General features: G+C 70.8%; 24 protein-coding genes. 4 read left to right on the forward strand and 20 right to left on the reverse strand.

From position 1 onward, the window contains the following. Positions 1–50: 50 nt before the first annotated feature. From atpA to FHT38_RS21040, 14 genes are all read right to left on the reverse strand, one after another. Positions 51–1604 carry a F0F1 ATP synthase subunit alpha gene (gene atpA / locus FHT38_RS20975; RefSeq protein WP_091728401.1) on the reverse strand — a complete coding sequence of 518 codons (1554 nt, stop codon included), beginning with the start codon at positions 1602–1604 and terminating at the stop codon, positions 51–53. Between the two features lie 91 nt (positions 1605–1695). Next, positions 1696–2229 (reverse strand): F0F1 ATP synthase subunit delta, encoded by a 534-nt coding sequence (locus FHT38_RS20980; protein WP_091728405.1) that lies wholly within the window; start codon positions 2227–2229, stop codon positions 1696–1698. 2 nt (positions 2230–2231) lie between these two features. After that, positions 2232–2702 (reverse strand): F0F1 ATP synthase subunit B, encoded by a 471-nt coding sequence (locus FHT38_RS20985; protein ID WP_147239847.1) that lies wholly within the window; start codon positions 2700–2702, stop codon positions 2232–2234. A gap of 36 nt (positions 2703–2738) precedes the next feature. Continuing rightward, positions 2739–3008: a F0F1 ATP synthase subunit C gene (gene atpE / locus FHT38_RS20990; RefSeq protein WP_091728411.1), complete on the reverse strand. Its 270-nt coding sequence runs from the start codon at positions 3006–3008 to the stop codon at positions 2739–2741. Positions 3009–3085: 77 nt separating this feature from the next. After that, entirely contained in the window at positions 3086–3955 is an 870-nt protein-coding gene (gene atpB / locus FHT38_RS20995) for a F0F1 ATP synthase subunit A (protein ID WP_091728416.1), read from the reverse strand. Positions 3956–3970: 15 nt separating this feature from the next. Continuing rightward, the gene (locus FHT38_RS21000; RefSeq protein ID WP_091728419.1) at positions 3971–4333 is read right to left on the reverse strand and encodes an ATP synthase subunit I; all 363 of its coding nucleotides are present in this window, start codon (positions 4331–4333) and stop codon (positions 3971–3973) included. Positions 4334–4814: 481 nt separating this feature from the next. Then, complete coding sequence (locus tag FHT38_RS21005) at positions 4815–5759, reverse strand: SMP-30/gluconolactonase/LRE family protein (RefSeq protein WP_183493099.1); 945 nt, start codon at positions 5757–5759, stop codon at positions 4815–4817. A gap of 67 nt (positions 5760–5826) precedes the next feature. Beyond that, positions 5827–6318: a GNAT family N-acetyltransferase gene (locus FHT38_RS21010; RefSeq protein ID WP_091728426.1), complete on the reverse strand. Its 492-nt coding sequence runs from the start codon at positions 6316–6318 to the stop codon at positions 5827–5829. A 74-nt stretch (positions 6319–6392) separates the two neighbouring features. Beyond that, the gene (locus tag FHT38_RS21015) at positions 6393–7040 is read right to left on the reverse strand and encodes a glutathione S-transferase C-terminal domain-containing protein (RefSeq protein ID WP_183493100.1); all 648 of its coding nucleotides are present in this window, start codon (positions 7038–7040) and stop codon (positions 6393–6395) included. After that, the gene (locus tag FHT38_RS21020) at positions 7037–7774 is read right to left on the reverse strand and encodes an alanyl-tRNA editing protein (RefSeq protein WP_183493101.1); all 738 of its coding nucleotides are present in this window, start codon (positions 7772–7774) and stop codon (positions 7037–7039) included. Before FHT38_RS21020 ends, FHT38_RS21015 begins: the two co-directional genes overlap by 4 nt. Continuing rightward, complete coding sequence (locus tag FHT38_RS21025) at positions 7774–8415, reverse strand: VOC family protein (RefSeq protein ID WP_255488880.1); 642 nt, start codon at positions 8413–8415, stop codon at positions 7774–7776. Before FHT38_RS21025 ends, FHT38_RS21020 begins: the two co-directional genes overlap by 1 nt. 10 nt (positions 8416–8425) lie before the next feature. Beyond that, a complete protein-coding gene (locus FHT38_RS21030; protein WP_091728443.1) occupies positions 8426–9265 on the reverse strand; it encodes a PhzF family phenazine biosynthesis protein in 840 nt (279 codons plus the stop codon). Positions 9266–9370: 105 nt separating this feature from the next. Next, on the reverse strand, positions 9371–9826 hold the full coding sequence (locus FHT38_RS21035) for a GNAT family N-acetyltransferase (protein WP_147239842.1): 456 nt from the start codon (positions 9824–9826) through the stop codon (positions 9371–9373). After that, the gene (locus FHT38_RS21040; protein ID WP_091728453.1) at positions 9823–11037 is read right to left on the reverse strand and encodes a PLP-dependent aminotransferase family protein; all 1215 of its coding nucleotides are present in this window, start codon (positions 11035–11037) and stop codon (positions 9823–9825) included. The genes FHT38_RS21035 and FHT38_RS21040 overlap by 4 nt, the downstream gene beginning before the upstream one ends. A gap of 119 nt (positions 11038–11156) precedes the next feature. On the opposite strand from FHT38_RS21040, the gene FHT38_RS21045 reads away from it, so the two are divergent. After that, positions 11157–12596, forward strand: coding sequence for a PLP-dependent aminotransferase family protein (locus tag FHT38_RS21045; protein WP_091731695.1), 1440 nt, complete (start codon positions 11157–11159; stop codon positions 12594–12596). A 75-nt stretch (positions 12597–12671) separates the two neighbouring features. On the opposite strand, the gene FHT38_RS21050 is transcribed toward FHT38_RS21045, so the two are convergent. Then, the gene (locus FHT38_RS21050; RefSeq protein ID WP_147239841.1) at positions 12672–13148 is read right to left on the reverse strand and encodes an energy transducer TonB; all 477 of its coding nucleotides are present in this window, start codon (positions 13146–13148) and stop codon (positions 12672–12674) included. A 101-nt stretch (positions 13149–13249) separates the two neighbouring features. Here FHT38_RS21050 and FHT38_RS21055 point away from each other — a divergent pair, with 101 nt between their 5' ends. Beyond that, a complete protein-coding gene (locus FHT38_RS21055) occupies positions 13250–14035 on the forward strand; it encodes a fumarylacetoacetate hydrolase family protein (RefSeq protein ID WP_183493102.1) in 786 nt (261 codons plus the stop codon). 237 nt (positions 14036–14272) lie between these two features. Here FHT38_RS21055 and FHT38_RS21060 read toward each other — a convergent pair whose 3' ends face one another. After that, the gene (locus FHT38_RS21060; protein WP_183493103.1) at positions 14273–16144 is read right to left on the reverse strand and encodes an ATP-binding cassette domain-containing protein; all 1872 of its coding nucleotides are present in this window, start codon (positions 16142–16144) and stop codon (positions 14273–14275) included. Between the two features lie 93 nt (positions 16145–16237). Beyond that, positions 16238–17146 carry an AraC family transcriptional regulator gene (locus tag FHT38_RS21065; protein WP_183493104.1) on the reverse strand — a complete coding sequence of 303 codons (909 nt, stop codon included), beginning with the start codon at positions 17144–17146 and terminating at the stop codon, positions 16238–16240. 111 nt (positions 17147–17257) lie between these two features. Between FHT38_RS21065 and FHT38_RS21070 the strand changes: the two genes are divergently transcribed. Continuing rightward, positions 17258–18679: a cytochrome P450 gene (locus FHT38_RS21070; RefSeq protein WP_183493105.1), complete on the forward strand. Its 1422-nt coding sequence runs from the start codon at positions 17258–17260 to the stop codon at positions 18677–18679. 136 nt (positions 18680–18815) lie between these two features. Here FHT38_RS21070 and FHT38_RS21075 read toward each other — a convergent pair whose 3' ends face one another. Next, positions 18816–19457: a helix-turn-helix transcriptional regulator gene (locus tag FHT38_RS21075; protein WP_183493106.1), complete on the reverse strand. Its 642-nt coding sequence runs from the start codon at positions 19455–19457 to the stop codon at positions 18816–18818. Positions 19458–19585: 128 nt separating this feature from the next. On the opposite strand from FHT38_RS21075, the gene FHT38_RS21080 reads away from it, so the two are divergent. Then, positions 19586–20908 (forward strand): MFS transporter, encoded by a 1323-nt coding sequence (locus FHT38_RS21080; RefSeq protein ID WP_183493107.1) that lies wholly within the window; start codon positions 19586–19588, stop codon positions 20906–20908. Here FHT38_RS21080 and FHT38_RS21085 read toward each other — a convergent pair. Beyond that, positions 20830–21825: a Bug family tripartite tricarboxylate transporter substrate binding protein gene (locus FHT38_RS21085; protein WP_183483217.1), complete on the reverse strand. Its 996-nt coding sequence runs from the start codon at positions 21823–21825 to the stop codon at positions 20830–20832. The genes FHT38_RS21080 and FHT38_RS21085 overlap by 79 nt on opposite strands. Then, positions 21822–22346 carry a MarR family winged helix-turn-helix transcriptional regulator gene (locus tag FHT38_RS21090; protein WP_183493108.1) on the reverse strand — a complete coding sequence of 175 codons (525 nt, stop codon included), beginning with the start codon at positions 22344–22346 and terminating at the stop codon, positions 21822–21824. Before FHT38_RS21090 ends, FHT38_RS21085 begins: the two co-directional genes overlap by 4 nt. Between the last annotated feature and the right edge of the window lie 44 nt (positions 22347–22390).

Genomic DNA, 22390 nt, shown 5'->3' on the forward strand with positions numbered 1-22390 from the left:
TGTGAGGGCCGGGTCTTGCCTGACTTCAGCGAGACCCGGTCATGGTTGCTTTAGGCGAAGGACTTCTTGAACGACGTGATCGCGGCGTTCAGTTCGGCTTCGGCGTCCTTGTCCATGGCCTTGTCGCTTTCCAGCTTGGTCAGCAGGGCGGCGTGCGAGGTCTTCAGGAACTGGTGCAGGCCGTGCTCGAAGGCCAGGACCTTCTTGACCTCGATGTCGTCCATGAAGCCCTTGTTGGCCGCGTACAGCGACGCGCCCATCAGGCTGATCGACAGCGGGCTGTACTGCGCCTGCTTCAGCAGTTCCGTCACGCGGGCACCGCGGTCCAGCTGCTTGCGGGTCGCGGCGTCCAGGTCCGAGGCGAACTGCGCGAACGCGGCCAGCTCACGGTACTGGGCCAGGTCGGTACGGATACCGCCGGACAGCGACTTGATCAGCTTGGTCTGGGCAGCGCCACCGACGCGCGACACCGAGATACCAGCGTTGATCGCGGGACGGATGCCGGCGTTGAACAGGTTGGTTTCCAGGAAGATCTGGCCGTCGGTGATCGAGATCACGTTGGTCGGGACGAAGGCGGACACGTCGCCGGCTTGCGTCTCGATGATCGGCAGCGCGGTCAGCGAGCCGGTCTTGCCCTTGACTTCACCCTTGGTGAAGGCCTCGACGTACTCGGCGTTGACGCGGGCGGCGCGCTCCAGCAGGCGGCTGTGGAGATAGAACACGTCGCCGGGGAAGGCTTCGCGGCCCGGCGGGCGGCGCAGCAGCAGCGAGACCTGGCGGTAGGCGACGGCCTGCTTGGACAGGTCGTCGTACACGATCAGCGCGTCCTGGCCGCGGTCGCGGAAGTACTCGCCCATCGTGCAGCCCGAGTAGGCCGACACGTACTGCATCGCGGCGGATTCAGAGGCGGAGGCGGCGACGACGATGGTGTATTCCATCGCGCCGGCGGCTTCCAGCGCGCGCACGACGTTCTTGATCGACGAAGCCTTCTGGCCGATCGCGACATACACGCAGGTCATGTTCTGACCCTTCTGGTTGATGATCGCGTCGATCGCCACGGCGGTCTTGCCGGTCTGGCGGTCGCCGATGATCAGCTCGCGCTGGCCACGGCCGACGGGCACCATCGAGTCGATCGACTTCAGGCCGGTCTGCACCGGCTGGTCGACGGACTTGCGGGCGATCACGCCCGGGGCGACCTTCTCGATGACGTCGGTCATCTTGGCGTTGATCGGGCCCTTGCCGTCGATCGGCTGACCCAGCGCGTTCACGACGCGGCCGATCAGCTCGGGGCCGACCGGCACTTCCAGGATGCGGCCCGTGCACTTGACGGTGTCGCCTTCGACGATGTGCTCGTAGGCGCCCAGGATCACGGCGCCGACGGAGTCGCGCTCCAGGTTCAGCGCCAGACCGAAGGTCTGCGAGCCATCGGCGGCGGCCGGGAATTCCAGCATTTCGCCTTGCATCACGTCGGACAGGCCGTGCACGCGCACGATGCCGTCGGACACGGACACCACGGTGCCCTGGTTGCGCACGTCGGTGGACGCGCCAAGGCCTTCGATGCGGCTCTTGATCAGTTCGGAAATTTCAGCGGGATTCAGTTGCATTGCTTGCTCCCAACGGCATCCCGCCGAAGCGGGACACCAGGGTGAATCGGGGGGATCTTTGGCAGTCGGGCTGGGACCGGAGGCTTGCGCCTCAGGCCGTCAGCGCCACTTTCATGCGTTCCAGGCGGGCCTTGACCGAGGTGTCCAGCACCTCGTCGCCGACCACCACACGGATACCGCCGATCAGGCCAGGCTCCAGCTCGACGCGGGCTTGCAGCTTGCGACCGAAGCGCTTCTCCAGCGACGCGACCACGTCGGCCAGCTGGGCCGGCTCGATCGGGTAGGCGCTGAAGATCTGCGCATCGGACACGCCGGAAGCGGCGTTGGCCAGTTCGTGGAACTGCTGGACCATCGCCGGCAGCGCCGACAGGCGGCCGTTGGCGATCACCTCGCGCAGGAAGTTCTGCACGCCGGGCAGCAGCGTCTGCTTGCTGGCCGCCGACATGACCTGGAACACCTGGTCGGTGCCCACCTTCGGGTCTTCGGCGAACTGGCGCAGCTGGCTGTCGCCGGCGACGAGCGCCAGCGCGGCCAACTGCTCGTTCCAGGCCTTCAGGTCCTGCGAGGACGCGACCTGGAACAGCGCTTCGGCGTAGGGACGGGCAATGGTTGCGAGTTCAGCCATGATTACAGCTCCGTCTTGAGACGGTTCAGCAATTCGGCGTGCACGCTGGCATTGACCTCGCGCTGCAGGATCTGCTCGGCGCCCTTGACGGCCAGCGCGGCGACCTGCTCGCGCAGGGCCTCACGGGCACGCACCGACTGCTGCTCGGCCTCGGCCTTCGCAGCGGCGATGATCTTGGCGCCTTCGTCCTCCGCGCGCTTCTTCGCTTCGTCCACGATGGCGGCGCCGCGCTTCTCGGCGTCGGACAGCAGCTTCGTGGTTTCGTTGCGGGTCTGCGCCAGTTGCTCGTCGACCTTCTTGTTGGCGTTGGCCAGCTCGGCCTTCGCCTGGTCAGCAGCCGCCAGGCCAGTGCGGATTCGCTCCGCGCGCTCGTCCAGCGCCTTCACGATCGGCGGCCAGATGAACCGCATCGTGACGAACACCAGGATGGCGAACGGAATCCACTGAATGAAAAGGCTAGCGTTGATATTCACGGCACGATCCTTTCAGTCGTGAAAGGGACGGGCCTATCAGCGAGCGATGGTGGACAGGAAGGTGGCGGCGAATGGGTTGGCGAACGCGAACAGCAGCGCGATGGCGACACCGATCAGGAAGGCCGCGTCGATCAGGCCGGCCAGAATGAACATCTTGGTTTGCAGTTCGTTCATCAGCTCGGGTTGACGAGCCGAGGACTCCAGGAACTTGCCGCCCATCAGCGCGATGCCGATGGAAGCGCCGATCGCGCCCAGACCAACGATGATGCCGCAAGCCAGAGCGACCAGACCGAGGATGTTTTCCATGTTTTGCTCCTGAGAGAGTTAGATAAAAAGGAAAGGGAAAGGGAATCGGGAAATCGAAGTAGCCGTGTCCAGCCGGATCAGTGCGCGTCGTGCGCCTGGCCCAGGTAGATCAGCGTCAGCATCATGAAGATGAAGGCCTGCAGCGTGATCACAAGGATGTGGAACAGCGTCCAGACCGTGCCGGCGAGCACATGGCCGATGGCCAGGCCGATGCCGGTGCCGGTCAGGGCCCAGCCGCCGCCCATCAGGGCGATCAGCATGAACACGAGCTCGCCGGCGAACATGTTGCCGAACAGCCGCATGCCATGAGACACCGTCTTGGCGATGAACTCGATGACCTGCATGGCGAAGTTGAAGGGCCACAGCACCGGGTGCGCGCCGAAGGGCGCGGAGATCAGTTCATGGCCCCAGCCGCCCACGCCCTTGATCTTCAAGCTGTAGAAGAACACCAGCAGCAGCACGAACGTGGACATGCTCAGCGTGGTCGACAGGTCGGCGGTCGGCACGACGCGCTGATAGGCGTGGTGCGCGTCGTGGGCGACGTAGTTGGTGAACAGCGTGGGCAGCCAGTCCACCGGCAGCATGTCCATGAAGTTCATGAAGAAGATCCACACGAACACGGTCAAGGCGACCGGGCCGATGACCTTGCGGCTCTTCTCGTTGTGGATGACGGCCTTGGCCTGGTTGTCCACCATCTCGACCAGGATCTCGACGGCGGCCTGGAAGCGACCCGGCACGCCGGCATGCGCCTTGCGTGCGGCGCGCCACAGCAGGAACACGGCGAGCAGGCCCAGCACGGTCGAATAAATGAGCGAATCGAAGTTGAAGACGCTGAAGTCGACGATGTCGACCTGCTTGACGTCCTCGAACTGGAAGTTCTTCTGCCAATGCTGCAAATGGTGGGTGATGTATTCACCCGAGGTCGGCGCGTGCCCTTCTGCTGCCATGGTTGCTTTCCGTCTCTATTTTCTGATTCGACCCCGCCGAAGCAGGGCCAGCCAATTTGCCTTCAGGGTCACGACGAGGGTCGAGAGCAACGCTGCCCAACTCAACGACGGGAAACCCGCGGCGACCGCCACCAGGATGGCGACCGCCAGAATGATCTTCACCAGCTCCCAGACCGCGAACGTGAGCATCGGAGTGCCCGCGTCCCTCGCCGATCGCCGCGTCATGCCCCACGCCATCAGGGCGTTCGGCAGGACGACCGAGGCGGCACCGAACAGCGCCGACCAGGTTTTGTCGGCTTGCAGGGACAGCAGACCCCACAGCGCGACCATGACCGCTCCCGCCGCCGCCTGCCAGATCAACAAGGACCAGACGGACATCGCCGGAAGCCGGGCCCGCAAGTCCTGCGCTTGTTCTCGCGTCAGGGGCTTGAAAGCCGGTTCGCCGTCCGCATCTCCTTCGATTCCATCGTCCCAGGGATCCTGGCTGGCGGCGCCTCGGTCCTTCGCCTGATGGGGCGGAGTGGTCCGGAGCGGCTCGGCGGGCGGCGCAGTGGATGCGCGCGCTGGATCGGGATTCACGGCTTCAAGGGGCGAGCGGCAAAACCACGGGATTATAGGGGGTCTGACCTTACAGACCCTTAACAGGCTGCGGCGGCAGCGCATCGGCGCCGACTTGACAGGCCGTGCGAAGCCCGCATAGCCGGGCGCGCGCCGTGTTCATCGAGGCTGGCGGGGTGTCCGCCACGACGGGGCGCGAGGTGCGCACGCAACACCTGCCCCTTTGCCGCCACTCGGGATTGCCCTCGACCCGATCGGCGCAGGCCGCGCCGTCATGGCGCCACCGCACCCTCGGTCGACCTCAGCCCGGCCAGCGCGCGAACTGCACCGGCAAGCCCGCCACCGGCACCCGCATCTTGAGCACGCACCCTGCCCAGGGCTGGGCGGCGAGTTCCGCCTCGCTGCGCTTTTCCCGTGCGGTGGTGACGAAGATGGTGCGCAGGTCCGCACCACCGAAGGTCGGCATCGTGGCGCAGCGCACCGGCAACTCGACCCGCGTCAGCAGCTCGCCCGACGGCGACAGGCGCAGCAGCTGCTGACCTTCCATCATCGCGACCCAATAACCGCCCTCGACGTCGACCGCCGCGCCATCGGGCCGGCCGCCATAGGTCTCGAGCGGCTGATCGGCGCCGCGCGGCGCGAATCGCGCGAACACCTCCCGCTCGCCAAGCGCGCCGCTGGCGGCGTCGAAGGCCATGCGGTAGATCTCGTGCGCCTTGGTGTCGGCCCAGTACATCGAGCGGCCGTCCGGGCTCCAGCCCAGGCCGTTGGAGGTGGTGATGCCGTCCTTCATCGGGACGAAGACGCCCTCGCGCAGGCAATAGAGCGCCGACTCGGGTTGGCGCGCGTCATCGATCGTGCCGACCCACAGGCGCCCTTGCGCGTCGGCCTTGCCGTCGTTGAAGCGCCGCTTCGAGGCGTCGTACGGCGGGTCGAGCAGCTTCAGGTACTCGCCGGTGGCGGGATCGAAGCGCCACAGCCCGTTGCGCTGCGGGATCAGCAGGCCGCCGCCCACCAGCGGCACCACACAGCCCGGCTCGTCGTTGAGCGCCCAGCGGGTCGGCGTCGCCGCGCCGCTGTCGAGCCGGAACAACGCCTTGCCCGGGATGTCGACGTAATAGAGACATTGCTCTAGCGGATGCCAGAACGGCGACTCGCCGAGCAGCGCCGGCGTCAGCGACGCGGGCTCGAGGCGGAAGAACTCGTCCGTGGACGTCGTGGGGTCGGCATGAGGCTGCGAGGTCATGGCGCGATGCTATGCCGGTAACCCGGCGAAACCGGAAACCGCGCGGCCGACGGGGTGGACGCCTCGATCAGGCCAGGTCGACCTTCAGGTAATGCGCGCCGGCGATCGGATTGAAGTAGTACGGCGGAATCTCTTCGAATCCGAGGCTCTCGTACAGGTCGCGCGCGGCCTCCATGTCGTCGAGCGTGTCCAGCAGCATGTTGGAGTAGCCGGCGCTCGTGGCGCGATCGATCAGCGCCTGCGCCATCGTGCGGCCCAGGCCGAAACGGCGGAAGGCGGGGCGGATGAAGAGCCGCTTCATCTCGCAGGCGTTGGCGTAGTCCGAGTCCATGAGCGGCCGGAACCCGCCACAGCCGGCGACCTGTCCGTCCACCAGCGCGAGCAGCAGCGTGCCTTGGGGCGCGTCGTACTCGCCGGGGAGCGAGGCCAGTTCTTCCTCGAAGCCCTGGAAGCAGAGGTCCACGTCCAGGCTCTGCGCGTATTCGCGCAGGATCGCGCGCGCTTCTTCCCACAACGCAGGCGAATCGGGGCAGATCAGTCGTATGTCAGGCGTGTCCACAGCGGGCGAGTGTAGCGAGGCCGCTCCCGCGTTCAAGCGCTCGGATTGGAGAGCGGCGTCGAGGACGACGGCGCTCAGGGGCCCGCGGCCGGGCCGTGCAAGGCGAATCCCGGGCGCGCCAGCAGGTGCTCGTACCAGGCGTTGACCGCCGGCAGGCTCGCATGCGCGATGGGCGCGGCGCGCCAGCGGTGCGCGGACAAGCCGAGCACCACGTCCGCCAGGGTGAAGGTCGCCCCCAGCACGTAGGGCCCGCCCGAGCGCTCGAGCTGCCCGTCGAGCATCGTCATGTGCCGGTTCCAATGGGCGATGCCGGCTTCGATCTGCGCCGGGTCCTGATGCAGCGGGCTCTTGCGCACCAGGGCCATGAAGGCGTAACGCCAGCTGTTGTTCAGCTCGCCGCCCTGCCAGTCCATCCACATCTCGACCAGCGCGCGACGCCGCGGCTCGTCGGGCAGCAGGTCCTCGCGGCCCTCGCGGCGGGCCAGGTAGCGGCAGATGCTGTTGCTTTCCCACATCGAGAACGGCGTGCCGGCGTCAGCGCCCGGACCCGCCTGCGCATCGATGAGCACCGGCATCATCGCGTTGGGATTGAGCACGCGGAAAGCATCGGCCTTGACGTCGACGTCCTCGCGCACCAGGTCCAGGCCCAGCTCGACGCCGGTCCACAGCACCTTGCGCACGTTGATGGACGCCGCGCGTCCGAGCACGCGCAGCGCGCTCATGCCGAAGGCGCCGCGGCGGCGTCGCTGGCGAAGCCGAGCACCACGCGACGGGTCTTCGCCGACTTCTTCTCGATCTTGGTGACGACGACCGCGCCGATCTCGGCCGTGTTGGCCACATGCGTGCCGCCGCAGGGCTGCAGGTCGACGCCGTCGATCTTGAGCACGCGCACCCGGCCCGAGCCGCGCGGCGGCTGGACGCTCATGCTGCGGACCAGTCCGGGATTCGCGTCGAGTTCCTCATCGCTGATCCAGCTGTGGCTGACCGGGCGCGCCTCGGCCACCAGCCGGGCGATGCCGGCCGTCAGCGCGTCCTTGTCGAGCGCGTCGGTCATGTGGAAGTCCAAGCGCGCATAGCCCGCCGTGATCGAGCAGCCGTCGACCGGATGCGGCACCAGCGCGCACAGCAGGTGGGTCGCGGTGTGGAAGCGCATGTGGGCGTGGCGGCGCTGCCAGTCGATGCGGGCCGTCACCGGCGTGCCGACCGCCAGGCCGGCGAGGTCCTGATCCGGCGCGGGCAGGTGCAGGATCTCGCCGCCCTCGCCCTTGCGGGTGTCGGCGATCACCAGCTCGCGTCCGCCGGGCAGCGTCAGCGTGCCGGCGTCGCCGGCCTGGCCGCCACCCTGCGGATAGAACACCGTGCGGTCGAGCAGCAGGCCGCGCTCGTCGGCGCGCAGCAGCGTCGCCTCGCACTCGCGCAACTGCGCGTCCTCGCGGAACAGGTCCTGGGTGCCCATCAGGCCGGCACGTCGTCGAGATCACCCGACTGCGTCGGCGCGTCGGACAAGGTGCCTTCGATCGCCTCCAGCTCGACCGTGCCCTTGGGCGTCGAGAGCTCGGCGCGCAGGCCGTCGCGGGCTTCGAAGCTCAGCAACTGGACGCCGCTTTCGGGCAGCTTGTCGGTGGGATGGGCGTCGCCCTGCCACTCGATCGGCACCGGCAGGCCTTCCTTGCGCAGCCGGCGGCCGTCCTCGCGCAGCGCGATGCGCCAGCGCAGGTCGCCGCGTCCGGCCTCGACGGCCTCGCCCGCATCGATGCCCTCGCCGGACCAGGTCGCCAGCGTCGCATCCAGGCTGGACACGCGCGCCACCCAGTGCAGCAGCGCCGGGCCCTCCTGCGCCAGGCGCTCGCGCACGGCGGGCTGGTCCAGGTCGAACCAGCGGGGCCGGCCGGGATCCGGCGCCTCGGGATCGATGGCGATGATTTCCAGATAGCAGCGGGGATACGCTGGCGGCGCGCTGATGTTGAGCAGCAGGTTGTGCGTGCCCATCAGCGCATGGCGCCCGCCGGGTTGCGGCGTGACCCCGAGGACACGTTCACACCAGGCGCGCCCCTCCTCCAGGGTGTTCGCGGCGACAACGAGATGATCGACTTCCATGCTCATGGCTTCACAACCTCACCTGACCGTGGATCAACGGCGTGACATCGCCGCCAATCCAGCAATGCGCGCCTTCGCGTGCCACATGGATCCGGCCGGCGCGCCCGAGGGCGGCGCCCTGGGCGGCCACATAGCGGTCGGGCGCCAGACCGGCGCCCTGCAGCCATAGTGCCAGACCCGCGTTCAGGCTGCCCGTGACCGGGTCTTCCGGAACGCCGAGCCCGGGCACGAAGGCCCGGACCTCGAATTGCTGTGGCGAACCCGCAGGATAAGCGCCCACGACGCCCAGCTTCAGGCCGTCCATCGCGACGAAGTCCGGCTGCAGCGCGAGCACCGCCTCGGCCGAGCGCAGCCGCGCCGCCATCCACTGCGGGCCGTTGTCGACCCACACCAGGTCCAGCAGCTCGGCGGCCTCCAGGCGCAGCGCGCGCAGCGCCTGCTCGCGCAGGGCCGGCTCGACCGGCCCCTCGCGCTTGAGCGGCGGCGCCGCGAAGGCGAGCCGGCCGCCGTCGCGCCGGATGCGCACCAGCCCGATCTCGCACTGCTGGACGACCTCGCCGGGCTGCTTCGGATCACCGCCGCTGGCCAGCCAGGCATGGGCCGAGCCCAGCGTCGGATGGCCGGCGAACGGCAGCTCGCCACCCGGCGTGAAGATGCGGACGCGATAGTCCGCGCCCGGATCCGTCGGCGGCAGCAGGAAGGTGGTCTCGGACAGGTTGGTCCAGCGGGCGAAGGCGGCCATGGTGGCCTCGTCCAGGCCCGCGCCGTCGACCACGACGGCCAGCGGGTTGCCCTTCAGCGCCTCGGCGGTGAAGACGTCGACCTGGACAAAACGGCGGAGTTCGGACATGAAGACCCTCGATCGGGAACGGTGAAGTCGGCCCGCCCCGCCTGACGTGCGAGTGACAGGCGGCATCGGGTGCCAGAAACAGGGGACATCGCCCCTACGCCGGCCTCAGGGGGCGGCGCGGTAGACGTCGGGACGGAGCCGCTCCATGCCGCGGTCCGGCGCCGCCAGCGGCTGGAATCCGTGGCGCGCATACAGCGCGTGCGCGTCCTTGGTGAACAGCGAGAAGCGTCGCAGCCCCTGCAGCGCCGGGTGCGCGACGACCCGCGCGATCAGCCAGTCCCCCAGCCCCCGCCCCTGCCAGTCCTCGAGCACGAAGACGTCGCAGAGGTAGGCGAAGGTGGCGCGGTCGGTGACCACGCGGGCGTAACCCACCACCGCGCCGGACGGCCCGCGCAGCAGCAGGTTCAGCGAGCCCGCCATCGCGCGGCGCATCGTGTCGCGCGGGATGCCAGCCGCCCAGTAGGTGCGGCCGATGAAGCCGTGGATCACGTCCAGGTCGGCCTCGGTCCAGTGCTCGTCGAGCACCGGCTCGAAGGGCAGCGGCGGGCGCGCCTCGCTCATGGCGTGGTTTCGGCGGTCGTCAGCGCGAGCGCCTCGTGCAGCATGCGGCCGAGCTTGTCGACGCCTTCGGCGATCAGGTCCGGCGTCAGCGTCACGAAGGACAGGCGCAGCGTGCGCGGATCGGGCTGGTGCGCGTAGAACGCGGCGCCCGGCACGTAGGCGATGCCGGCATCGACGGCGCGCGGCAGCAGCGTCATCGCGTCCAGGCCCTCGGGCAGGCGGATCCAGAAGAACATGCCGCCCTCGGGCACCTGCCACTCGCAGCCCGGGGGCAGGCACTCGGCCAGCGCCTTGGCCATCGCGTCGCGATTGGCCTTGTAGCGGGCGCGGATCTTGGGCACGTGCTCGTCCAGGAAGCCGCCCTTGATCACCTCGTGCACCACGCGCTGGTTGAAGCCCGGCGTGTGCAGGTCGGCGGCCTGCTTGGCCTGCAGCAGCTTGGGATAGATCTCGCTGGGCGCGACGATGTAGCCCAGGCGGAAACCCGGCGTCAGCACCTTGGAGAACGAGCCGAGATAGATGCTGCCCTCGGGCCACAGCGAGCTCAGCGAGGCCGGCGGCGGCTGGTCGAACCAGAGGTCGCCGTAGGGGTTGTCCTCGACGATGGGCACGCCGGCCTTGCGCGCGGCCGCGACGACGGCCTCGCGGCGCTGGGCGCTCATCACGCGGCCGGTCGGGTTCTGGTAGTTCGGCAGCAGGTAGGCGAAGCGCGTGCCCGGCGCGTCGTGCGGCAGCGCCTCGATGGCCGAAGGCAGCGGGCCTTCATCGTCGCTGGCCAGGCTGGCGAAGATCGGCTCGTAGGGCGTGAAGGCCTGCAGCGCACCGAGGTAGGTCGGGGTCTCGACGGCCACCGGCGCGCCGGCGTCGCACAGCAGCTTGCCCACCAGATCCAGTCCCTGCTGCGAGCCGCTGGTGATCAGCACCTGGTCCGGCGAGGCCTGGATCCCCAGCGTCGCGACCTTGGCCGCGACCCACTCGCGCAGCGGCGCGAAGCCTTCGCTGGCGGCGTACTGCAGCGCTTCCTTGGCGTTGTGGGTCAGCACCCGGTCGCAGGCGGTCTTGATGGCCTCGACCGGGAAGGTGTCCGCGCTGGGCAGGCCGCCCGCCATCGACAGCACGCCAGGCTTCTCGGTGACCTTCAGGATCTCTCGGATGATGGACGGGTTCATGCGCGCGGCGCGGCGGGCTTGCGTCCAGGGACTGCGGTTCATGGGGGTTGTCTCCGGTTGAGCGGACCAGTCTAAGGGGTCGACCAGCACAGAACCAATACACTGAGCCATACCACCGCATCATCTGTATTGGCATGGACACCAGCACAGCCAACGCCGGCATGAGCGCCAGCTCCAGCGTGAATGTCGCGCCGGTCACCCTCTCCCGCAACGCCAGCCAGCCGCTCGCGCAGCAGCTGGCGCAGCGCTTCGCGGCGCGCATCCAGCAGCGGCTGCTGCTGCCGGGCGCGCGGCTGCCGTCGGTGCGGGACTGCGCGCGGCACCACGGCGTCAGCCCGTACACCGTGGTCGCGGCCTACGACCAGCTGCTGGCCCAGGGCCTGCTCGAGGCGCGCAAGAAGCGAGGGTTTTTCGTTCGCGAAACCCGCACGCCGCCGCGCGCGCCGCTGGCGATCGAGCCCGCGCCGGCGCCGCTGCCGCCGCCGGTCGACGCCAGCGCGCTGATCCGCGGCATGTTCCAGGCCGACGCGCGGCGCTCGCCGGGGCTGGGCACCCTGCCGGCGGAGTGGCTGGACCTGGGCCTGCTGCAGTCGACGCTGCGCCGGCTCGCGGCCAACGCCGACGACGCGCTGCTGTCGGGCTACGGCGAGCCGCTCGGCGACGAGCGCCTGCGCCGCGCGCTGTCGCGGCGGCTGCTGGACATCGCGATCCAGGCGGCGCCGGACCAGATCATGAGCACCGTCGGCGCGACCCACGGGCTGGACCTGATCACCCGCGCCTTCCTCGAGCCCGGCGACGCGGTGCTGGTCGACGACCCGGGCTGGGCGATCGAATACGCGCGGCTGTCGCAGGCCGGCATGCGGCTGCTGCCGGTGCCGCGCGGCGCGCAGGGGCCCGACATCGGCGTGATGCGCCGGCTGATCGAGGAACACCGGCCGCGGATGTACGTCACGGTGTCGGTGCTGCACAACCCGACCGGCGCGACGCTGGACCTCGCGCACGCGCACCAGGTGCTGCAGCTGGCGCACGAGCACGATCTGCTGATCGTCGAGGACGACACCTACGCGCTGTTCGCGCCCAACCACGCGCCGCGCCTGGCGGCGCTGGACCAACTGCGCCGCACGATCTACGTCTCGGGTTTCTCGAAGATGCTGTCGCCGGCGTGGCGGGTCGGCTTCGTCGCGGCCAGCGCGGACCGCATGGCGCGGCTGACCGAGCTCAAGCTGCTGGCCTCGCTCACCACCAGCCCGCTGATGGACCGCGCGGTGGCGCTGTGCCTGGAGCAGGGCCTGCTGCGCAAGCATGCGGAACGGATCGCCTCGCGCCTGGCCACGGCCCGCCAGCGCTGCGTGCGGCTGGCCGAGGACGCGGGCTGCCGCTTCGCCGCGACGCCGGCCGGCCTGTTCGGCTGGGTCGACGTGGGCGTGGACACCGAGCGGCTCGCGCCCGCGATGATGGACCAGGGCTGGCTGATCGCGCCCGGCATCCTCTTCAGCCCGACCCGCACGCCGGGCACGCTGATGCGCATCAATTTCGCGACCTCGCAGGACCCGAAGTTCTGGCACGCCTTGGAGCGCGCCCGCGAGGCGCTCCGGCGCTGAGCCGCGATCGGCCGCCGATGACGCCACGACGGATGACCCGCGATGACGCGCCCCGAGGCGACGCGACGCGCGCCGTCAGCGGCGCTCGGGCGGCGGCGCGTTGTCCTCGCGGACCGGCGCATAGGGGCCGATGATCCGGTAGCTCTGCTGCAGGCGGCAGACCACCTCGACCGGCGTGCTCCACCAGGTGGCCGGCCGCACGCGCCAGTCCTTCATCGCCAGGTTGTTGTGGTTGATGAATGCGCGGGCCGGGCCCTCGGCGGCGGTCAGCGGCGTGACCCGTCCCTGCGCGTCGACGCGGAACTCGACGACCACGTCGCCGCTGTACGCGTTCATGTGCTGCGTGGCCGGATACATGGTCTTGCTGCCGAACTCGAGGTAGGGCGGGACGTCGTAGTTGCCCTTGCAGCCGGCGAGCGGGCCGGGCTGCAGCACGTTCTCCTCGTCGTAGGCGCGGCCGAACGGATTGAGCGGCTGCGTGGCGCAGGCCGCGAGCAGCGCGGACAGGAGCAACGCGGCGGCGCGCGCCGCTGATCCGGAGCGATCGATCATCTGGGGCCTCCCTGGCCGTGTTCCCTGTCGCGCGAGGCTCGCCCGACGCGGTGTGTCCTTGTCGGGCCGGATGCTAGCGGCGGCGCCTAAGATCCGCGCTCATGACCATCCCTAGCCCCTCCTCCCCCGCCGACCTGGGCGCCGCGCTCGCCCAGGCCTGGTCCGACGACACGCTGCTGGACGACACCGCCTGGTCGCTCCCCGACGAGGCCGCCGCCTACGCGGCGCAGGCCGAGCTCGCGCAGCGGCTCGACTGGCTGGCGCCGGGACGCGTTCAGTTCTGGAAGTGTGGCGGCTCGTCGCGCGATGGCGCGCTGGGCAGGTCGCCGCTGCCGCCCCTGCGCGCCCGCGAGGTGCGCGGCCTGCGCAACGGCGGCGACTTCGGTGACCTGTCCCTGATCGGCGCGGAGGCCGAGATCGCATTGCGCCTCGGGCGCGACGTCACGCCCGATATGGCCGCCGCGCTGGTGCCCGGCCAGGCCGAGCACCTGATCGATGCGATGTGCGTCGCCGTCGAATGGCTGGGTTCGCGCTGGCAGCGCGGCCTGGGCGCCGACAACCTGCTGCGCCTGGCCGATGCGCAGACGCATGGCGCGCTGGCGCTGGGCCCGTGGCAGGCGTGGAAGCCGGGTCACGACTGGGCGAACCAGTCTTGCGAGCTGATCGTCGGCGACCAGGCGCCGATGGCGGGTACCGGCGGCCATGGCCTGAACGATCCCGCCTGGGTCGTGGCCGGATGGCTTCAAGCGGCGACGCGCACTGGCCTGACCGTGCCGGCGGGCAGTGTCGTCACGACGGGCTCCTGGCGCGTTGCCACGAAGCTGTCGAAGGGGGTGACGGTGACGGCGCGCTACGCCGGTCTCGGCGACCTCACGGTCAAGTCCTGACGCCCCCCTCGGTCGCAAATCCGCCGCACGCGGTGATGTCTCGGGGCGCGGACAGGGCTTGGGGGTCCAGGAGGGAGCCCCCATGCCCTGGCAGTGCCGAGCTCGGTGCTGGCGGTCCGGGCACCTTGCTCCGTACCAGCACTCCGGGCGCCACGCTCGGTGCTGACAGTCCGGGCGCCGAGTTCGTTGCCACCAGTCAGGGCGCCACGCCCGGTGCTGGCAGTCCGGCCGCCTCCCTCACTTCGCCTCGAGCGCCTCCCACCGCTCCATCAGCGCCAGCAGCTCATCGTCGATCTCCGCCGCCCGGTTGGTGACTTCGGTGATCTTGGCGGCCCCTTGCTGGTAGAGCTCGGTGCTGTTGAGCAGCGCCTGCAGGTGCTTCTGCTCGGTTTCCAGCGCGCCGATCCGGGCGGGGATTTCGTCGAGCTCGCGCTGCTCCTTGTAGCTGAGCTTGCGCTTGGTCGCGACGACGGGCGCCGGTGCGGGCGCGGGCGCCGGAGCCGGCGCCGCGGCCGGCGCCTGGCGCGCCTTGATCTCCGCCGCGCGCTGCGACTGCTGCAGCCAGTCCTCGACGTCGCCTTCGTACTCGCGCCACTTGCCGGCGCCTTCGCTGACGATGGTCGAGGTCACGACGTTGTCCAGGAAGCGCCGATCGTGGCTGACCAGGAACACGGTGCCGTCGTACTCGGCGAGCAGTTCCTCGAGCAGTTCCAGGGTCTCGATGTCCAGGTCGTTGGTCGGCTCGTCCAGCACCAGCACGTTGGCCGGACGCGCGAACAGCCGCGCCAGCAGCAGCCGGTTGCGCTCCCCGCCGGAGAGGCTGGAGACCGGCGAGTCCGCGCGCGCCGGCGAGAACAGGAAGTCGCCCAGGTAGCTCTTGACGTGCTTGCGCTGGTTGCCGATCTCGATCCACTCGCTGCCCGGGCTGATGGTGTCGGCCAGCGTGGCGTTGAGGTTGAGCGCGTCGCGCATCTGGTCGAAGTAGGCGACCGTCATCTTCGTGCCCAGGCGCACCGTGCCGCTGTCGGGCGGCAACTCGCCCAGGATCATCTTCAACAGCGTGGTCTTGCCTGCGCCGTTGGGACCGATCAGGCCGACCTTGTCGCCGCGCAGGATGGTGCCGGTGAAGCCGTCGACGATCAGGCGGTCGCCGAAGCGCTTGGAGACGTTTTCCAGCTCCGCGACGATCTTGCCGCTGGACTCGCCGGTGGCCACGTCCAGCCGCACCTTGCCCTGCACGTCGCGACGGGCGTGACGCTCCGCGCGCATCTCATGCAGGCGCTGCACGCGCGCGACGCTGCGGGTGCGGCGGGCCTCGACGCCCTTGCGGATCCAGACCTCCTCCTGCGCCAGCAGCTTGTCGAAGCGCGCATTGGCCAGCGCCTCGTTCTCCAGCTCATAGGCCTTGGCGGCCTGGAAGGCGGCGAAGTTGCCGGGGTAGCCGCGCAGCTGACCGCGGTCGAGCTCGACGATGCGGTTGGCGACATTGTCCAGGAAGGCGCGATCGTGGGTGATCAGCAGCAGCGAGCCCTTGAAGCCATTGAGCAGCTCCTCCAGCCAGCGGATCGCGTCCAGGTCCAGGTGGTTGGTGGGCTCGTCCAGCAGCAGCACGTCGGGCTGCGCCACCAGCGCGCGGGCCAGCGCGACCCGCTTCTTCAGACCGCCCGACAGCTCGCCGACCCGGCGTTCGCCGTCCAGGCCGAGGCGGTGCAGCGTCTCGTCGACGCGCTGTTCCCAGTTCCAGGCGCCGATCTGCTCGATGCGCTCCTGGACCCAGCCGAGGTCGTCGTTCTCGTCATGCGCCTCGTAGCGGGCGCGCAGCGCCTTGGCCTCGGCCACGCCTTCGCTGACGACGTCGAAGATGGTGGCTTCGGGGCGCAGTTCGGGTTCCTGCGGCACGTAGACGCTGGTCAGGCCCTTCTCGAGCTGCAGCAGACCGTCGTCGAGCTTCTCGAGGCCGGCGAGGACCTTCAGCATCGAGGACTTGCCGGTGCCGTTGCGGCCGATCAGGCCGACGCGGTCGCCGGTTTCGAGGGAGAAATTCGCGCCGTCGAGCAGCGGCACATGGCCGAAGGCGAGGTGGGCGTTGGAGAGGGAAAGGACAGCCATCGGGGGATTGTCCTCGATGGGCGGGGACGCCCCCTCACCCCGGCCCTCTCCCCCTCCCGGGGGCGAGGGAGTCCCGCCCGGGCGCTGCGGCGGTCAGACCCAGACGCGGTAGGCCCAGAAGGCTTCCTCCTCGGCGACGCGGCGGCGCAGTTCCTCGGGGCTGAAACCGCTCAGGCGCCGGGTCTCGCGGCACAGGTGCGCCTGGTCGGCGTAGCCGTGGTCCTGGGCCAGGGCGCTCCAGATCACGGCGTCGTCGTCCTCGTCGCGCCGGCGCACCTCGTGGAAGGCGGCCTCGGCGCGGCTGACCAGCCGCAGCGCGCGCAGGCTCTGGCCGCTCCACTGCTTGATGCGACGCTCGGCCTGGCGGACGCTGCGCCCGTGCCCCGCCGCGATCGCGCGCAGGGCCAGGCGCTGCATCCAGCCGGCGTAACCGCGCGGCGGCGGGTCGTCGGCAAGCACCGCCGCGCGCACCGTCCGCCAGCGCGGCAGCAGGAAGGCCTCGAGCGTGCGACGCGCCGTCGCTTCGTCGCCGGCCTCGCGCATCGCCGCGTCGAGCGCACGCCAGGCCGGATCGTCGATGACCGACAGCGGCACCATGCGGTCCTTCAGCGCGCCGATGTCCAGGCCGGTCATCGCCTGCAGCGCCTCCGGCCGGATCGCGACCATGAAGGCCCGGCCGTCCGGCGTCGACTGGAAGCGCCGGGGCCCGCTGCGCGGTCCGCCAAGCACGCCGGCCGGCAGCCAGTCGCCGGGCTCGCCGCCAAGGCCCAGCTCACGCACGCAGCCGCTGAGCGTCCAGCTCAGCCCGCACAGCGGCGTGGCGGGGAACCAGCTCTGGCACTGCGCCTCGGTGAGCGCGGGCGCGGGCGCGGGCGCGGGCGCGGATGGGCCTGCCACCTCTCCGGCGAGGTCGCGCCAGAGGTAGGCATACACGCAGCCTTCCAACGCGCGCGAAGGGATGCGCAGGCGGGCGATGGTGCCGGGGTGGAGGGAGGCGTCCATGGCGCCGCAGTCTAGGCGCGTCGCGCCCGCGGCGATGGTGCTCACTCGAAACCCCTGTCATGTCGCTTCGATTCAAGACGAGGCGCCGTGTCGCCGCCACGATGACCTCCCATGAACCATGTCCTGCCGATCCCCGTTCCCATTCCTGGTCCTCCCACCCGCTGGGGCGGGTTGCCCGAGGTCCTCGCGCTGCGCCGTGACTACCTGGGCCATCTCCGCCACCTGCAGCGGCGTTATGGCGACGTGGTCCACCAGCGGCTGCTCGGCCTGGACGACTTCTGCTTCTTCCATCCCGACCACGTGCGCGAGCTGCTGATCGCCGGCCACGACGGGCTGATCCGCTGGGAGCGCGCGACCGCGGTCTTCGCCGATGCGCACGGACACAGCGTGCTGGTGGCCGAGGGGCCCGCGTGGCAGCGCCAGCGCAAGCTGCTGCAGCCGGGCTTCTCGCCGCAGCGGGTGACCGGCTTCGTGCCGCTGATGGTCGAAGCCGCACGGCGCGCGCTGGAACGCCTGCCCGACGCGGCCATCGGCTCGGACGGCGGCGCGGGCGGCGGCTCGGGCGAGGCCCGGGCCGTGACGCTCGACTTCGAGTCGCTCATGACGCTGCTCACGATGGACGTGATCCTGCGGACGCTGTTCTCCGCCGGCGAGGGCGATGCGGCGGTGGCGGAGGCGGCCTGGGCCGTGCACGAGCTCGGCAAGGTCGCGATGGGCGAAATGTACGTGCCGGTCAGCGCGCCGCTGTGGGCGCCCTGGAAGCGGGGCAAGCGCCGCGCGCTGCGATCGCTGGACGGGCTGATCCGCGGTCACCTCGCGATGCGGCGCGAGCACGCCCGCCAGGGTGCGCCGGCGCCGGACGACCTGCTGGCGATGCTGATGGCGCTGCGCGACGAGCACGGCGAGCCGCTCGACGACGCGGCCCTGCGCGACGAATGCATGACGACCTTCTTGGCCGGCCACGAGACCAGCGCCGCCGCGCTGACCTGGTGGGGCTGGTGCATGGCCGCCCACCCCGACGCCCAGCGGCGCGCGGCCGACGAGGTGAACGCGGTGCTCGGCGGTCGTGAGCCCGGGGCGGCGGACCTGACTCGGCTGCCCTGGCTGAGCCTGTGCATCAAGGAGGCGCTGCGGCTGTTTCCGCCGGCGCCGGCGCTGTTCTCGCGCCGGACCACGCAGCCGCTGGACATCGCCGGCCTGCGGCTGCCGCGCGGGGCGATGCTGCGCCTGACACCCGGCCTGATCCAGCGCGACCCGCGCTGGTTCGATGAGCCGGAATCCTTCCGCCCGGAGCGCTTCGATCCGGCGGCCGGCCATCGCGAGATCCCGCGCGGCGCCTGGATGCCCTTCGGCGCCGGCCCCCGGGTGTGCCTGGGCAGCCACTTCGCGCTGATGGAGATCACGCTGATCGCCGCGATGGTGCTGCAGCGGTATCGCCTCGCGCCCGTGCCCGGGGCGCCCGCGCCCGAGCCGGTGCTCAACATCACGCTGCGCCCGGCCACGCCCCTTCGCTTGCGGCTGCTGCCGCGCTGAATCTTTTATTCGTGGACGACCGCCCGGCCGGGCCCGTAGCGTGGCGGCCATGCCCTCGTCACGCCGCCCTGCCCGACCGCTCACCCAGCCGCACGCCCAGCCGCACGTCCGACCGCAGGATCAACCGTTCACCCAGTCACCCGCGCGGCGCCTCGCTCCGCACGCCGGGCGCCGCCTCCACCGCGCGCCCCGCATCGACGGCGGCATCGTCCTCGTCGACCGTCTCGGCCAACCGCACGAAGCTGCCGTCGGACAGTTGGAAGCGCACCCATCGCATCCGGCTCCGGAGGATGGGCATGTCCTGCTCGGTGGCCGCGCCGGTCTCGAACTCCACCGCGCCGGGCGCCGGCTCGTACCAGCCCAGCGCGTCCAGCCGGGCCTCCTGCGCCACGATCTCGGGCGTGGCGTAGCACCACAGCGCGCGGCCGATCAGTTCGGCGCGCGGCAGCCGGCAGTGCCGCTCCCGCGCGCGGGACATCGCCAGCAGCCGGTGGCTCAGGTCGCAGATCAGGTGCACCGGCACCGGCGCGCGTTCGACGAGGCGGCCGAGTTCGAAGTCAGCCGCGCTGTCCAGCCGCGCGGCCATCAACTGGCGCAGCGCCTGCTGCTCCTCCAGCGACGGCGCCGCCAGTCCCGATTCCCAGCGCGACACGGTCGTCTGCGAGACGCGCATCTCGGCCGCGACCGCGCCTTGCTTCATTCGGCGCAGCGAACGCCACAGCCGCAGGCTGCGGCCGAGCTGACGAGCATCGCAGGACAACAGCGGCGATTCATTCATGGCACAGGCACCGGAAAGTCATTGAGCAGTGGCGAGGCGGTCACGTCCAGCGCGCGCACCCCGTCGCCATCGAGGGAAACGGAGGTCGACACGCCTCGCGTCGACCGGATCGGCACGGGAGGGCCGAAGTGAGGATTCTGCTGTACTACCTCTGCGGCGTGTTCGCCGCGGCCCAGCTGGGCAAGCTGGCGGCGCTCTCGCCGCCGATCGCGCGCGAGCTCCAGCTCGGGCTGGCGGCCATGGCCGCGCTGACCTCGCTGCTGGAGGTCTGCGGCGCGACGCTGGGCGGCGTCGCCGGACGCTGGCTGCCGCGTGTCGGGCTCCGATCCAGCCTGTCCGTGGCGGTGCTCGCGCTCGCCATCGGCGCGGCGGCCAGCGCCTTCGCGCAGGACCTCGTGACGCTGGCGCTGGCGAGGCTGGTCGAGAGCCTGGGTTATCTCGCGATCGTCGTCGCGGCGCCCGTGCTGATCGCCCGCGCGGCCGAGGGCCGACGGCAGGCGGCCGCGATGGCGCTGTGGAGCACCTTCGTGCCGGTGGGCATGGCCGTGGGCGCCTGGGCCTACGCATGGGCGGCGGGCGCGGTGGGCTGGCGCCTCGCGCAGGCGTTGAGCGTGGCGGGCGGCTTGCTGCTGTGGGTGAGCCTGCGCGCGATGGCAGCGGGCGACGCCGCAACAAGAAGAGCCGCATCGGCGACATCGGCGACATCACCCACATCACTCACATCGCCCGCATCGCCGATATCTTCCACGTCGCCGGCCGCACCGGCAGCGCTAGCGGCACCAGCGCCGCCGCCATCGCCTGGCGCGACCGGCGCTTTGCTATGGGCCCTGGTGGCGGCCTTCGGCGCCTACGCGGTGGCCGAGGTCGGCCTGCTCGCGCTGCTGCCCAGCCTGCTCACCCAGGGCGGCATGCCGCTGGCCACGGCCGGCGGCTGGACCGCCGCCGCCGCGCTCGCCAACGTGCCGGCCAGCGCGATCGGCGCGTGGCTGCTGAAGCGCCGCGGCGCGCTGTCGCCGGCCATCGCGGTGGCCATGGCGGTCTCGCTGGGACTGTCGGGCCTGCTGTTCCTGGCCGCCCTGCGCGACGGCGGCCAGGCGTCCACCCAGGCGCTGCTCGCGATCGCCGTCAACGCGGCCTCGGGCGTGTTCCCGAGCCTGGTCTTCGCGCTGCTGCCGCTGGCCGCGCGCGCGCCGGAGCGCCTCGCGCTGGCCAGCGGACGGCTGACGCAGTTCGGCGCCTCGGGCGCGCTGCTGGGTCCGCCGCTGATGGGCGCGGTGGTCGAGCGCTGGGGCTGGAGCACCGCCGGCGGGCTCGCGCTGGCGCTGTCGGCGCTGGCGATCCCGCTGGCGCTCTTCGCCTGGCGGCGGCTCGCTCAGTCGTCCGAGGAGAAGCCGGACGCCTGCACGATCGGCCCCCACTGCCCGCGCTCGGCCGCCAGCCGCCGCGCGTAGTCCGCCGGCGCCATCGCCAGCGGCTCGAACCCCAGCTTGGCCAGGCCGTCCACGACCTGCTTCTCGCGCAGCGCGACCCGGATCAGGTCGAAGACCTTGTCGACGACGGCGGCCGGCGTCCTCGACGGCAGGAAGATCCCGTAGCTTTCCAAGCCGACGATGCCCTTGAAGCCCTGTTCGGCGAAGGTCGGCACCTCGGGAGTGAAGCGCGAGCGCTCATGGTCGGTCACGCCCAGGATGCGCAGCCGGCCGCTAGCCAGGTGGGGCAGGAAGTCGCCGAGGATGAAGCAGCCCGAGGCGATCTGGCCGCCCATCAGGTCTTGCAGCCCGGGCGCCGCGCCCCGGTACGGCACGTGGGCCAGCGTGATGCCGGCGGCGCGCTTGAACTGGTCGCCGAGGAAGTGCGGCATCGCGCCCGCGGCGGGCGAGGCGTAGGACGACTGCTCCGGATGCGCCTTGGCCCAGGCGACGAAGTCGCCGAGCGTCTTCACCGACGCCGGCACCATCGGCCCGACGCCGAAGCCGCAGGTCGCGTTGCAGATCGGCGAGACCGCGATCGCGTCGCTCTCCGCCTTGTAGGCCAGCTTGCGATAAACATGCGGATAGATGGTGAACATCGAGGACGGGCTCAGCAGCATCGTGCCGCCGTCCGCCGGCGCGTCCTTGAGCGCAGCCACCGCCAGGCGTCCGCCCGCGCCGACGCGCTGTTCGACCAGCACCGCCTCGGCGAGCCGGCCGCGCCAGGCCTCGGAGAGCCGGCGCGCGATCACGTCGGTGGAGCCGCCGGCGGGGAAGCCGACCAGGATGCGCGGCATCGCCGCGGTCTGCGCGCGCAGCGGTCCGGTCAGTCCGGCCAACGCGGCGCCGAGCAGCAGGCCGGCATCGCGGCGGGTGAGCAGTCGTTCAGGGTCGTTCATCGCTTGTCTCCGTCGTCGTTGTTGTTGGCCGCCGCCATCGCGGCCAGCCGCTCGAGGTCCAGCTTCAACAGCGCGGCGCGATCGCCCAGGCCGCGCATCAGGCGCTCGTCGTGCGCGCGCACGCGGCGCTCGAGCTCCGCCAGCTTGCGCTTGCCGGCCGCCGTCAGGAACAGCCCCCAGCTGCGGGCGTCCTCGGCATCGTCCTGGCGCTCCACCCAGCCGCGGGCGGTCAGCCAGTCGGTCAGGCGCAGCGCGCCGCTGCGGTGCAGGCCCATCGCCTGCGCCAGCAGTCCCTGCCGCATGCCCGGGTTCCGGCCCACGAGCACCAGCGCCGCGAAGCGCGGCGGACTCACGTCCAGGCCGGCGGTGGCGCGGTAGAAGTCCACGTACAACGCGATCTGGGCCCGGCGCAGCGCGTAGCCGAGCAGATCGTCGAGCACCCCGTAGTCCAGCCCGGGAACGGGCAGCAGCGGGCCGCCAGGCGGCTCGGCGACGGTCTTGGGCGAGCGGGTACGACTCATGGCAATGAGCTTAGATACTGTTGCATAGCGCAACTATCTCGCTT

The organism is Mitsuaria sp. BK041, assembly GCF_014193085.1.
Classification (GTDB): Bacteria; Pseudomonadota; Gammaproteobacteria; order Burkholderiales; family Burkholderiaceae_C; genus Roseateles.